This is a genomic window from Nocardioides sp., assembly GCF_047607185.1.
Lineage (GTDB): Bacteria > Actinomycetota > Actinomycetes > Propionibacteriales > Nocardioidaceae > Nocardioides.
Window position 1 is genome coordinate 1 of record NZ_JASGDQ010000073.1, and the last position, 11,981, is coordinate 11,981.

Annotated in this window: 9 protein-coding genes; 8 read left to right on the forward strand and 1 reads right to left on the reverse strand. The window is 69.0% G+C overall.

Annotated elements, in window-relative coordinates; genetic code table 11:
• Nucleotides 1-169 precede the first annotated feature (169 nt).
• A complete protein-coding gene (locus QM595_RS08330; protein WP_415171081.1) occupies nucleotides 170-1,435 on the reverse strand; it encodes a DUF349 domain-containing protein in 1,266 nt (421 codons plus the stop codon).
• 82 nt (nucleotides 1,436-1,517) lie between these two features.
• On the opposite strand from QM595_RS08330, the gene QM595_RS08335 reads away from it, so the two are divergent.
• The 8 genes from QM595_RS08335 to QM595_RS08370 all read left to right on the forward strand — a co-directional run bounded on the left by QM595_RS08335 (nucleotide 1,518) and on the right by QM595_RS08370 (nucleotide 11,853).
• Nucleotides 1,518-2,198: an MBL fold metallo-hydrolase gene (locus QM595_RS08335; protein WP_415171082.1), complete on the forward strand. Its 681-nt coding sequence runs from the start codon at nucleotides 1,518-1,520 to the stop codon at nucleotides 2,196-2,198.
• The gene (hisS, locus tag QM595_RS08340) at nucleotides 2,195-3,574 is read left to right on the forward strand and encodes a histidine--tRNA ligase (protein ID WP_415171083.1); all 1,380 of its coding nucleotides are present in this window, start codon (nucleotides 2,195-2,197) and stop codon (nucleotides 3,572-3,574) included. Before QM595_RS08335 ends, hisS begins: the two co-directional genes overlap by 4 nt.
• Nucleotides 3,571-5,343, forward strand: a complete 1,773-nt coding sequence (gene aspS / locus QM595_RS08345; RefSeq protein ID WP_415171084.1) for an aspartate--tRNA ligase — start codon at nucleotides 3,571-3,573, stop codon at nucleotides 5,341-5,343. Before hisS ends, aspS begins: the two co-directional genes overlap by 4 nt.
• Nucleotides 5,344-5,537: 194 nt before the next feature.
• A complete protein-coding gene (locus QM595_RS08350) occupies nucleotides 5,538-6,545 on the forward strand; it encodes an ABC transporter permease (RefSeq protein ID WP_415171085.1) in 1,008 nt (335 codons plus the stop codon).
• Nucleotides 6,546-6,639: 94 nt separating this feature from the next.
• Nucleotides 6,640-8,403, forward strand: a complete 1,764-nt coding sequence (locus tag QM595_RS08355; RefSeq protein WP_415171086.1) for an ABC transporter substrate-binding protein — start codon at nucleotides 6,640-6,642, stop codon at nucleotides 8,401-8,403.
• Nucleotides 8,404-8,497: 94 nt separating this feature from the next.
• Nucleotides 8,498-9,514, forward strand: coding sequence for an ABC transporter permease (locus QM595_RS08360; protein WP_415171087.1), 1,017 nt, complete (start codon nucleotides 8,498-8,500; stop codon nucleotides 9,512-9,514).
• Nucleotides 9,515-9,526: 12 nt separating this feature from the next.
• Nucleotides 9,527-10,663 carry an ABC transporter ATP-binding protein gene (locus tag QM595_RS08365; protein WP_415171088.1) on the forward strand — a complete coding sequence of 379 codons (1,137 nt, stop codon included), beginning with the start codon at nucleotides 9,527-9,529 and terminating at the stop codon, nucleotides 10,661-10,663.
• A gap of 80 nt (nucleotides 10,664-10,743) precedes the next feature.
• Entirely contained in the window at nucleotides 10,744-11,853 is a 1,110-nt protein-coding gene (locus QM595_RS08370; protein ID WP_415171089.1) for an ABC transporter ATP-binding protein, read from the forward strand.
• Nucleotides 11,854-11,981: the final 128 nt, after the last annotated feature.

The following is an 11,981-nucleotide window of genomic DNA, read 5'->3' on the forward strand; positions in this document are numbered from 1 at the left end:
GCGGACGCAAACTGACCTCCCCCGCTTCGCTCCTCCGGTCAGTTTGCGTCCGCTCACCTGGGGATCATTGACCTGCGTTGGCGGCCCACCTTGCGTGAGTGGTTGGGCTCCCCGGTGGTTGGGCATCTGGCGCCGGATGGGCATGGTTTGGCCAGGGGCCATGCCTGGGTCAGCTGAAGTCCTCCGCCGCGCGGCGGGCCATGTCGAGGAACTGGCGGCGGGACTCGAGGTTCTCCTCCAGCGAGGCGACCTTTCTCTCCTCGCCCTTCGCCTTCGCGTCCTCGATCTCCCTCTCGACCTGGGCGATCGCCGCCTCCAGCTTGGTGATCATGTCGTCGGCGCGGGCCGACTTCTCCGGGTCGGACTTGCGCCACTGCTCGTCCTCGACGGCCTTGATCGCCTGCTCGACCTTGCGGATGCGGGCCTCCAGGTCGCGGATCCGGTCGCGAGGCACCTTGCCGGCGGCGTCCCAGCGGTCGGCGATGTCGCGGAAGGCGGCCTTGGCGGTGGCCAGGTCGGTGACCGGGAGCAGCGCCTCCGCCTCGACCAGCAGCGCCTCCTTCACCTCCGCGTTGGCCGCGAACTCGGCGTCGATCGCCGCGTTCGCGGAGTCGCGGGCGCCGAAGAAGGCGTCCTGTGCGGCCCGGAACCGCTTCCACAGCGCGTCGTCGACGTTCTTGGGCGCCGGGCCGGCGGCCTTCCACCGTTGCATCAGATCGCGATAGGCGGCCGCGGTGGGACCCCAGTCGGTGGAGGACGACAGCGACTCGGCCTCGACGACCAGCCGCTCCTTGACCAGCCGGGCGGACTCGCGCTTCTCGTTGAGCTCGGCGAAGTGCACCTTGCGTCGCCGCGTGTACGCCGTCCGGGCGGTTGAGAACCGCTTCCACAGTGCCTCGTCGCCGGCCTTGTCGATGCGGGGGAGCGCCTTCCACTCATCGAGCAGCTCGCGGAGCCGGTTGGCGCCGTCGCGCCAGTCGTTGCCGGTCGCCAGCCTCTCGGCCTCGGCGACGATCCGCTCCTTGGCCTCCTTCGCCTCGGCGGCCTTCGCCGCCCGCTCCGCCTTGCGCGCCTCGCGCTGCGTCGCGATGACCGGCAGCAGCGCGTCGAGCTTGCCGATCAGGCCCGCCAGGTCGCCGACGGCATGTGCGTCGGCGACCTTCGTCTTGACGGTCTTCAGCACCTCGGTGGCCTCGTCGGGCGAGGTCTTGCCGGCGTTGACGCGCAGCACCAGCTGGTCGACCTCGAAGGCGAGCTGGTCGAAGCGGTCGGTGAAGAGGGCGAGCGCCTCCTCCGGGGTGCCGTCGGGATACTGTCCCACCCACCGCTCGCCGTCGGCCGTCCTGACGTAGACGTTGCGCTCGTCGTCGACACGTCCCCACTCGGTGCCGGACATGCCTGAGGCTTCGCTCCCAAGGTCGCTCACGGCGCACATCGTAGTCATGGCGGCCGACCGGTGCAGGTCGCCGGTGCCTGCCGATGCGACGTACGACGCCCCGGCTCGCTAGGCTCGAGCGGTGCTGATCGCAGCCTTCCCCGCCGGTCCATGGGGCACCAATTGCTATGTCGTGGCGACCGGGCCGGGCACCGAGTGTCTCGTGATCGACCCCGGGAAGGACGCCGCACCCGGGATCGACGCGGTGGTCCGCGAGCACCGGCTCAAGCCGATCGCGGTGTTGCTGACCCATGGCCACATCGACCACATGTTCTCCGTCGCCCCCGTGGCCGGGACCTACGACGCCACCGCCTGGATCCACCCCGGGGACCGCCACCTGCTCGCCGACCCGACGAGCGGGGTCAGCCCGGAGACCGCGCGGCTGATCCTCGGCGGGGACTACACCTTCACCGAGCCCGACGACGTCCGCGAGCTGGCCGACGGCCAGGCGCTGGAGCTGGCCGGGCTGAGCCTGGTCGTCGACCACACCCCCGGCCATACCGAGGGATCGGTGACCTACCGGACGCCGTACGGCCAGCAGGACGTCAGCGAGCTGATGTTCTCCGGTGACCTGCTCTTCGCGGGCTCGATCGGCCGCACCGACGCTCCCGGCGGCGACCACCAGAAGATGCTGCGCAGCCTGGCCACCAAGGTGCTGCCGCTGGCCGACGACATCGTGGTGCTCCCCGGTCACGGCGAGCAGACCTCCATCGGCCGCGAGCGCGCCACCAACCCGTTCCTCCAAGACCTGATAGAAGCATGAGCAAGCCAACCCCACTGAGCGGTTTCCCCGAGTTCCTGCCCGAGCAGCGCATCATCGAGCAGCAGGTGGTCGCCACCCTGGCGCGCACCTTCGAGCTGCACGGCTTCGCCAACATCGAGACCCGTGCCGTCGAGCCGCTCGACCAGCTACTCCGCAAGGGCGAGACCTCCAAGGAGGTCTACGTCCTGCGTCGGCTGCAGGCCCGCGATGATGAGCACAGCGACACCAGCAAGGACAAGGGCCTCGGCCTCCACTTCGACCTGACGGTGCCCTTCGCCCGCTACGTGCTGGAGAACGCCGGCAAGCTGGACTTCCCGTTCCGGCGCTACCAGATCCAGCCGGTCTGGCGCGGCGAGCGGCCGCAGGAGGGCCGCTACCGCCAGTTCACCCAGGCCGACATCGACATCGTCGGCCGCGACAGCCTCAGCCCCCACCACGACGCCGAGATCGCCCGGGTCATGCTCGACGCGCTCGGCAGACTCGCCCAGCCCGATCTGCTCGGCCTGCCCGGCTTCCGGCTCCAGGTCAACAACCGCAAGCTCATCCAGGGCTTCTACGCCGGCCTCGGCGCGCCCGACGTGGACGAGGTGATGCGGCTGGTCGACAAGCTCGACAAGCTCGCCCCCGAGGAGGTCCACCGGCTGCTGGTGGCCGAGGCGGGCCTCACCGGCGACCAGGCCGACGCCTGCCTGGCGCTGGCCGGCATCCACGCCACCGACGACTCCTTCGTCGACCGGGTGCGGGCGCTCGGCGTCAGCCACGACCTGCTGGAGGAGGGCCTCGAGGAGCTGGCCGGCCTGATCCGGGCCTGCGCCCCGTTGAACAGCGAGCGGGTCAGGATCGTCGCGGACCTCTCGATCGCCCGCGGCCTCGACTACTACACCGGCACCGTCTTCGAGACCCGCCTCGACGGCTACGAGTCGCTCGGCTCCATCTGCTCCGGCGGGAGGTACGACGCCCTGGCCAGCGACGGCCGCAACACCTACCCGGGCGTCGGCATCTCGCTGGGCGTCAGCCGGGTGCTGGTGCCGCTGCTGCAGCGCGGCGCGCTGGTGGCGGACCGCAAGGTGCCCAGCGTCGTACTCGTGGCCGTCACCGACGAGGAGTCGCGACCGGCCGCGGAGGCCATCGCCACCGCGCTGCGCGCCCGCGACATCGCCTGCGAGACCCACCCCGACGCCGCCAAGTTCGGCAAGCAGATCCGGCACGCCGAGCGCCGCGGCATCCCCTACGTCTGGTTCTGCCAGCAGGACGGGAGCGGCGAGGTCAAGGACATCCGCTCCGGAAATCAGGTGCCTGCCGATCCGGACACGTGGCAGCCTCCGAGCCAGGACCTGCACCCCCGCATCACGACAGAAGGGAAGCAACACCAGTGATCCGCACTCATGAGGCCGGCACCCTCCGGCCCACGCACGTCGGCCAGACCGTCACCCTCGCGGGGTGGGTGGCCCGGCGGCGCGATCACGGTGGCGTCGCCTTCGTCGACCTGCGCGACGCCTCGGGGCTCGTCCAGGTCGTCATCCGCGACGAGGCGATGGCGCACAGCCTGCGCAACGAGTTCTGCCTCAAGGTCATCGGCGAGGTCGTCGCGCGCACCGAGGCCAACGTCAACCCCAACCTCGCCACCGGCGAGGTCGAGGTCGTGGTCAGCGACCTCGAGATCCTCAACGCCTCCGCGCCGCTGCCCTTCCCGATCGACGACTATGTTGAGGTCGGCGAGGAGGTCCGCCTCAAGCACCGCTATCTCGACCTGCGTCGTACCGGCCCCGGCAACGCCATCCGGCTGCGCAGCAAGGTCAACAAGGCCGCCCGCGACGTGCTCCACGCCCACGACTTCGTGGAGATCGAGACGCCCACGCTGACCCGGTCGACGCCTGAGGGCGCCCGTGACTTCCTGGTGCCCGCCCGGCTGCAGCCGGGCAGCTGGTACGCCCTGCCGCAGAGCCCGCAGCTGTTCAAGCAACTGCTCATGGTCGGCGGCATGGAGCGCTACTTCCAGATCGCCCGCTGCTATCGCGACGAGGACTTCCGCGCCGACCGGCAGCCGGAGTTCACCCAGCTCGACATCGAGATGAGCTTCGTCGAGCAGGACGACATCATCGCACTGGGGGAGGAGATCGTCGCCGCGCTGTGGAGGCTGGTCGGCTACGAGGTGCCGCTGCCGCTGCCGCGGATCACCTTCGCCGACGCGATGGCGAAGTACGGCTCCGACAAGCCGGACCTGCGCTTCGACCTGGAGCTCACCGAGGTCACCGACTACTTCACGGACACCCCGTTCCGGGTCTTCCGGGCGCCCTACGTCGGCGCGGTGGTGATGCCCGGCGGCGCGAGCCAGCCCCGCAAGCAGCTCGACGTCTGGCAGGACTGGGCCAAGCAGCGCGGCGCCCGCGGCCTGGCCTACGTCCTGGTGCAGGCCGACGGCACCCTGACCGGCCCGGTCGCCAACAACATCACCGACGAGGAGAAGGCCGGTCTTGCCGCGGTCGTCGGCGCACAGCCGGGCGACTGCATCTTCTTCGCCGCCGGCCCGGTGAAGTCCAGCCGGGCCCTGCTCGGCGCCGCCCGGCTGGAGATCGGCCACCGCTGCGGCCTCATCGACGACTCGGCGTGGAGCCACCTGTGGGTGGTCGACGCGCCACTGCTGGAGCCGGCCAGTGAGGCGGTCGCCTCCGGCGACGTCGCCGTCGGCGCCGGGGAGTGGACGGCCGTCCACCACGCCTTCACCAGCCCGCAGGACGTCGCGGGCTTCGACCGTGACCCCGGCAACGCGCTGGCCTGGGCCTACGACATCGTCTGCAACGGTAACGAGATCGGCGGCGGCTCGATCCGTATCCACTCCGAGGAGGTCCAGAAGCGGGTCTTCGCGCTGATGGGCATCGGCGAGGAGGAGGCGGCGGAGAAGTTCGGCTTCCTCCTCGACGCCTTCAAGTACGGCGCCCCGCCGCACGGCGGCATCGCCTTCGGCTGGGACCGGATCGTCGCCCTGCTCGCCGGGACCGACTCGATCCGCGAGGTGATCGCGTTCCCGAAGACGGGCAACGGCTACGACCCGCTGACGGCTGCCCCTGCGCCGATCACGGCGCAGCAGCGCAAGGAAGCTGGCGTGGACGCCGTACCGCCGAAGGATCTCCCTTCCGAGGGCTGATCCGCCGTACATCTGGGCAAGATGTCTTGACCAGATCGTTACGCGCAGGTGATCGTGCCCGGCTCGGTCGTCACATAGAGTCGCACGCGGCGCCTTAACCCTGGCGTCCGGCGGGCGATGCCCAACAAGCGCGGTGCCCAACAAGCATTGGCGGCCTGCCGAGGAGAGGGACCGAGTATGGACGCTGAGGTGACATGTCTGTCGGCGTGACCAACCCGGAGAGCGAGCAGCTCCCCGACCAGGCGGCTGCCCCCGAGAGCCAGGCCAGCGAGATCGCGGGCAAGTCGCCCACGCAACTGGCGATGGCACGGTTCCGCAAGGACAGGCTGTCGATGGTCTCGCTGGTCGTCGTCGTGGTCTACATCATGCTGGCGCTGGCGGCGCCGCTGCTGGTGAAGTCCGGCTTCCTCGACCCCTACACGCTCAACCAGAAGCTCCTCGACCCCAACACGCTCCCGCTGGGCAAGTTGGGCGGCATCAGCGGTGACCACTGGCTCGGCGTCGAGCCGGGCACCGGCCGCGACGCGATGTCCCGGCTGTGGTACGGCGTGACCTTCTCGCTCGTCGTGGCGCTGGTCGCCTCGGTGCTGACGATGCTGGTCGGCGTCGTCCTCGGCATCATCGCCGGATTCAGCCGCAGCTGGGCCGACCCGGTGATCGGCCGCGTCATCGACCTGATCCTGTGCTTCCCGTCCACGCTGATGTTGCTGGCGCTGCACGACATGGTCCTCGACCTGCTCACCAACAAGCTCCACGTGCCTGCCGGGGTGATGGCCCAGGGCGTCTTCGTCGTGGTGGTGCTCTCCGTCTTCGGCTGGCCCACCGTCGCCCGCGTCGTGCGCGGCCAGGTGCTCTCCATCCGGGAGCGAGAGTTCGTCGACGCCGCGCTGCTGCTGGGCGCCTCGCGCCGCCGGATCTACTTCAAGGAGATCCTGCCCAACGTCTGGGCGCCGATCCTGGTGCAGTTCACGCTGATCATGCCGACCTACATCTCGGCCGAGGCGGCGCTGTCCTACCTGCAGGTCTCCATCAAGCCGCCGACCCCGACGTTGGGCAACGTGCTGCGCGCCTCCCTCCAATACGCCGACTCCGACCCGGTCTACTTCTTCGCGCCGGCGCTGCTGATCTGCATCATCGTGGTCTCGTTCAACCTGCTCGGCGACGGCCTGCGGGACGCTCTCGACCCCAAGGGCAACCGGTGATCGTCCCGATCCTGCCCGTCCCCACAGTCTTCGGCGACACCGCGTCGTCGAATGTGCCGCCGGTTCCGGCGCGTCACACATCCAAGGAGAAGTAATGGCCAACTATCGGAAGCGGCTCCTCGGTGTCACCACCGTGGCAGCCATGACCGCTGTTCTCGCGGCCTGCGGCGGCGGGAGCGACAGCGACGGGAGCTCGCCGAGCAGCGATAACACCAGCTCCGGCGACGCGTCGGGGGCGGCCCAGCAGGGCGGCACCCTCAACTACTACATGGACAAGCCGCTCGAGCACCTCGACCCGCAGCGCGTCTATGTCGGCCGCGACATCAGCAACCTCTCGCGCACCGTCTACCGCAGCCTGGTGACCTTCCCGATGTCCGAGGACGCCACCGAGGGCAACACTCCGGTCGCCGACCTGGCCACCGACACCGGCACCTCCACCGAGGGCGGCAAGGTGTGGCAGTTCACCCTGCGTGACGGCATCAAGTGGGAGGACGGCTCGGACATCACCTGCGAGGACTTCCGCTATGGCGCCTCCCGGGTCTACGCGGCCGACGTGATCACCGGTGGCCCGAACTACATCACCACCTACCTCGACCTGCCCACCGACGCCGACGGCAACCCGGACTACCCCGGCCCGTACACGGCGACGGAGGCGCAGCAGACCGCCTTCGACAACGCGATCACCTGCGACGGCAAGACCATCACCTACCACTTCAGCAAGCCGTGGCCGGACTTCCCGCTCGCCATCGCCGCGCTGCACATGATGGACCCCTACAAGCAGTCCTTCGACACCGGTGACGGCAACAACCTCAAGATCCTCTCCAGCGGTCCCTACAAGCTCGACGGCGAGTGGACCAAGGAGACCGGCGGCACCCTGGTCCGCAACGACCAGTACGACGCCTCGACCGACGAGACCAACTCCCGTGCGGCGCTGCCGGACGAGATCGTCTTCAAGATCGGCCAGCCGGTCGAGACGATCTACGACCAGCTGATCAGCGACAGCGACCAGACGGCCATCACCGGCAACCGGGTGCCACCGGCGGACTACTCCCAGCTGCAGGGCGCGGTCCTGGACCGCTACTACACGATCGAGTCGCCCTACGTCGACTACTTGGTGCCCAACTTCAAGTCGCCGCGGATGGCCGACGTGAAGGTGCGCCAGGCGCTGGCCGCGGCGACCAATATCAACGCCTGGATCACCGCCGGCGGTGGCGAGAAGGCCTACAAGCCCGCCGAGTCGATCGTCAACCCCGCGGTCGTCGGCTACCAGGACAACCCGGCGTTCTCCGGCTCCAACGACGGTGACGTGGACGCGGCCAAGCAGCTGCTGGCCGAGGCGGGGGTCACCACGCCGTACAAGATCAAGTTCACCTACCCGCAGAGCGAGACCGCCGACAAGCAGGCCGCCGCGCTGAAGCAGACCTGGGACGAGGCCGGCTTCGAGGTCACCCTCGACCCGCTGGGTGACACCTACTACGACGTCATCATGAAGCCCAACGAGGACTCCGACATCTACTGGGCTGGCTGGGGTGCCGACTGGCCTTCGGCGATCACGGTGACGGCACCGCTGTTCGACAGCCGTCCGAACCTGTCCAAGGGCAGCAACGGCAACGACTACGGCGCCTACGAGTCCGACGCGGCCAATGCGGCCTTCGACAAGGCCTACAACGCCACCACGCTCGACGAGCAGACGGCGGCGCTGCAGGACGCCGACACGATCCTGGGCGAGGACGTGGCCTACATCCCGCTCGAGATCGCGGTGTTCAACTTCCTCTACGGCTCCAAGGTCGCCGGCTTCACGACCACCCCGTCGTCCAACGGGTTCCCCGACCTCGGCGCCATCGGGGTCAACCAGTGACCTGCTGACCTGAGGTCGACCGCCCGGGGGCGGGGCCGCGCCGGCCCCGCCCCCGGGTTTCCACTGATCCACCACAGACTCCTGGGGAGCGGCCTTGTTCGCGTATATCGTCCGGCGGGTGTTCGTCGGCCTCATCATGCTCATCGTGATGAGCCTGGTGACCTTCCTGCTGTTCTTCGCGATGCCGATCGACCCCGCCCGGTACGCCTGCGGCAAGAACTGCTCCCCGGAGCGGATCGAGCAGACCCGCAAGGCACTCGGCTACGACAAGCCGACCGTCGTACAGTGGGCCGATTTCCTCAAGGGCGTCGCGGTTGGTCGGGACTACCCCGACGACCCGAAGCTGCGTGAGGCGGCACCGCAGCTGGTGACCCACTGCGCGGCCCCCTGCTTCGGCTACTCGGTCTTCAACAACAAGAGCGTCAACCAGGAGATCGCCGACACCTTGCCAGTCTCGGCCTCGATCGCGCTGGTGGCGATCATCCTGTGGCTGCTGGGCGGGATCCTCTTCGGGGTCTTGGCGGCGGTGACCAAGGGATCACTCATCGACAGGGGCATCGTCGCCCTGTCCCTGGTCCTCTACGCCTTCCCCACCTTCTTCATCGGCACCCTGCTGATCAGATATGTGTCGATCAAGTGGGGGCTCTTCCCCTTCCCCGCCTACGCCAGGATCGAGGACGCCGGCGTGCTCGTCTGGCTGCGGCAGCTGCTGCTGCCGGCCATCACGCTCGCGGTCTTCTACATGGCCGCCTATGTTCGGATGACGCGCGCCTTCGTGCTGGAGTCGATGAGCGAGGACTACGTCCGCACCGCTCGGGCGAAGGGCCTCAAGGGACGCACGGTGCTCTTCAAGCACAGCCTGCGGGCGGCGCTGACGCCGCTGGTCACCATGGCCGGCCTCGACATCGCCCAAGTGGTGGGCGGTGCGATCATCGCCGAGAGCGTCTTCAACTACAACGGACTCGGCAAGCTCGCGGTGACCGCCTACACCACCCTCGACCTGCCGACGCTGATCGGCCTGGTGCTGCTGCTGGGCGCGTTCTTCATCATCGCGAATATCGTCGTCGACATCCTCTACGCGTTCATCGACCCCCGCGTGCGGGTCGTCTAGAAGGGCGTCCCCATGACCACCGCTCCCATCGACGTCGTCGCCGCGACGCGGGCCAGCGCCTCGCCGTACCTCTCGGTGCGTGACCTGAAGGTGCACTTCCCGACCCCTGACGGGGTGGTGAAGGCGACCGACGGGCTCTCCTTCGACCTGGCCAAGGGCAAGACCCTCGGTATCGTGGGCGAGTCGGGCTCCGGCAAGTCGGTCTCGACCTCGACCATCCTCGGCCTGCACCGGGGCACCAGCGCCCGCGTCAGCGGCCAGATCCTGCTCGACGGGGTCGACCTGCTGACCCTCTCCGACGAGGAGATGCGCAAGCGCCGCGGCCTCGACGTGTCGATGATCTTCCAGGACCCGCTCTCGGCGATGCACCCCTACTACACCGTGGGCAACCAGATCGTCGAGGCCTACCGGGTGCACCACAACGTCTCCAAGAAGGCCGCCCGGGCCCGGGCCATCGAGATGCTCGACCGGGTCGGCATCCCGCAGCCCGACCGACGCGTCGACGACTACCCGCACCAGTTCTCCGGCGGTATGCGGCAGCGCGCGATGATCGCGATGGGCCTGGTCAACAATCCCAGCCTGCTCATCGCCGACGAGCCGACCACCGCGCTCGACGTGACGGTGCAGGCCCAGATCCTCGACCTGCTGCAGGATCTCCAGAAGGAGTTCGAGTCGGCCATCATGATCATCACCCACGACCTCGGCGTGGTGGCGGAGATGGCCGACGACGTCCTGGTGATGTACGCCGGCCGTGCCGTCGAGTACGGCGAGACCAAGAACCTGCTGGTCCGCCCGGAGATGCCCTACACCTGGGGCCTGCTCTCCAGCGTCCCCGACGTCACCGCCGACACCGACGCCAAGCTGATCCCGATTCCCGGCAACCCGCCCAGCCTGCTCAACCCGCCCTCGGGCTGCGCCTTCCACCCGCGCTGCCCCTATGTCGACAAGGTGCCCGGCGACCTGTGTGCGACGGTGCTGCCCGACCTGGCGCCCGGCAAGCAGGGCATGGGCCACCTCAAGCGCTGCCATCTCCCCGACCCCGAGGTCGTCTACGCCCAGGAGATCCTGCCCGAGATCGCCCCCGACCTGGTCGAGGAGCTGGTGCCGGAGATCCTCGGCGAGACCGCGACCGAGGAGGAAGCCGAGTGACCACCGAAGAGCTCGCCCCGCACGGCGCCGTCGAGGCGCCCGCCGACGCGAAGCCCATCCTCCAGGTCGAGGACCTGAAGATGTACTTCCCGGTCAAGAGCGCCGGCATCGTACGCCGGACCATCGGCCACGTGCAGGCCGTCGACGGCGTCTCCTTCGAGGTGAAGGCCGGCTCCACCCTGGGCCTGGTCGGCGAGTCCGGCTGCGGCAAGTCGACCACCGGCCGACTGGTCACCCGGCTCTACAAGCCGACCGCCGGCAAGATCAACTTCGACGGCCGCGACATCGCCAAGACCTCGGAGAAGGACCTCCACCCGCTCCGGCGCGACATCCAGATGATCTTCCAGGACCCTTACACCTCGCTCAACCCGAGGCACACGGTCGGCGCGATCATCGGGGCGCCGCTGGAGATCCACAAGATCGTCCCGAAGGGCAAGGTGCTCGCCCGGGTCCAGGAGCTGCTGGAGATCGTCGGCCTCAACCCCGAGCACTACAACCGCTATCCGCACGAGTTCTCCGGCGGCCAGCGGCAGCGTATCGGCATCGCCCGGGCGCTCACCCTGCAGCCCAAGCTGCTCGTCGCCGACGAGCCGGTCTCCGCGCTCGACGTCTCGATCCAGGCGCAGGTCATCAACCTGCTCCAGGACCTGCAGGCGGAGTTCGGCATCGCCTTCCTCTTCATCGCCCACGATCTGGCGATCGTGCGGCACTTCTCCCCGGAGATCGCGGTCATGTACCTCGGCAAGATCGTCGAGATCGCCGACCGCGAGACCCTCTACAACCGGCCGCACCACCCCTACACCCAGGCGCTGCTCTCCGCGGTCCCCGACGTGAAACAGGCGCAGGTCGGCGGCCGCCGCGAGCGGATCCGGCTCGAGGGCGACGTACCCTCGCCGATCAACCCGCCCTCGGGCTGCCGGTTCCGCACTCGTTGCCCCATCGCGGCGGAGATCTGCGCCCGGGTCGAGCCGCCGCTGCTCCAGATCGGCAAGCAGCACAAGGTCGCCTGCCACTTCCCGGGCGAGCTCGGCAAGCACCCCGACAAGCCGATCACCCCCCGGCTGCTGGGCGTCGACGACACCGGCGCCCCAGACCTGGCCGCCGGCCCCGCCGTCGACCTGCCAACGGGCCCGGGCTACGCCGACACCTGGTTCGACCTGGCCAACAACACCATGGGTGGCAAGGCCTGACGCCGAGTCGGCAGAAGTGCAGGTCCCAAAGCCGCCGAGTCGGCAGAAGTGCGGGTCGTGAGAGTGCCGAGTCGGCACAAGTGCAGGTCCATAACGGCCCGAGTCGGCACAAGTGCAGGCAGGCCACC